This window comes from Halorubrum sp. SP3 (genome assembly GCF_005435195.1).
Lineage (GTDB): Archaea > Halobacteriota > Halobacteria > Halobacteriales > Haloferacaceae > Halorubrum > Halorubrum sodomense.
Genome location: NZ_SGTU01000139.1, coordinates 1 through 1005, shown reverse-complemented (window position 1 = coordinate 1005; position 1005 = coordinate 1). Strand labels below are relative to the sequence as shown.

The following is a 1005-nucleotide window of genomic DNA, read 5'->3' as shown; positions in this document are numbered from 1 at the left end:
TAAGCCCCCTTCCTCAAGGAGCGACCAGCGGGAGCGAGTAGGGTGGGGTAGTTCATTAGTCGAGAGCCCGGACGACACAGGAGATCGTAAAGCCGAAGAGAAGAGCACCAGCCACAGTGAGTACCGTCGTTGATGATGTGCCTGCGATCACGGCAGGCAACGACGCATCCATACTGACACTCCATCTATATGATATTTAAGAGAAACTATCCTCGGTGAAGACGAAGACCAAACCCTTCCCATCAGTCGGGTCCGAGAAGGCGGAACGTCTTCGTGTCCTGCGAAATTGTGGGTGTGAGACCCACCACCTCCTATCGGGCCTAGCTCGAGGTCGTCAAACGCGCCGGAGCGCTGCTTGACGACCTTTACGCCTCGACTTCGTCTCCCTGCAACAGCTCCTCCGCCTTGTCCCGATCCTCCGGATACCCGACATCGACACGCCAGCCCTCGATCCCGATCGCGTCGATGGTCCGCCCGCTCTGGATCAACAGGTCGATCGCCTCGCTGATCTCGTACTCCCCCCGGTTCGACGGCTGTACGAGGTGTCACGCATAAAAAATGCCGGGACTGAACGTGTAAAACCCGGTCATCACCAGATTACTCGGCGGGTCGTCGGGCTATTCGACCACGCCCGTCACCTCGCCGTACTGGTTGGTGTCGCACACCCCGTACCGCGACGCGTCTTCTCAGTCGACCTCTTCGACGAGGAACGCGGCATCGACCCGGTCTTCGCGCTGGGAGGTAACACACCCACCCCACCGGTTCCGCTGTTAGCACAGACCGACCGCCGCGTACTGGTCTGCGTGGACGGACCACTGCTTTCGAGAGCAATGAAAGAATATACTATGATACCAAAGTACTATTTTCCCCTAGTTCGTGTGTGCCTACATGAGCGACCGACACCCACCAGCTACGTTTACAGATATCAACGAGGCAGTCGGGACAGACTGGGAGTCTAACACGACGCCATACGAGCGCATCCGGCATGTCATTAGCCACACATAC

At 57.8% G+C, this 1005-nt stretch carries 1 pseudogene; it reads right to left on the bottom strand.

The features are described 5' to 3' along the window. Positions 1 to 365: 365 nt before the first annotated feature. Positions 366 to 746 (bottom strand): annotated as a pseudogene (locus tag EXE42_RS15885) (sugar phosphate nucleotidyltransferase); the annotation flags it as partial. Between the last annotated feature and the right edge of the window lie 259 nt (positions 747 to 1005).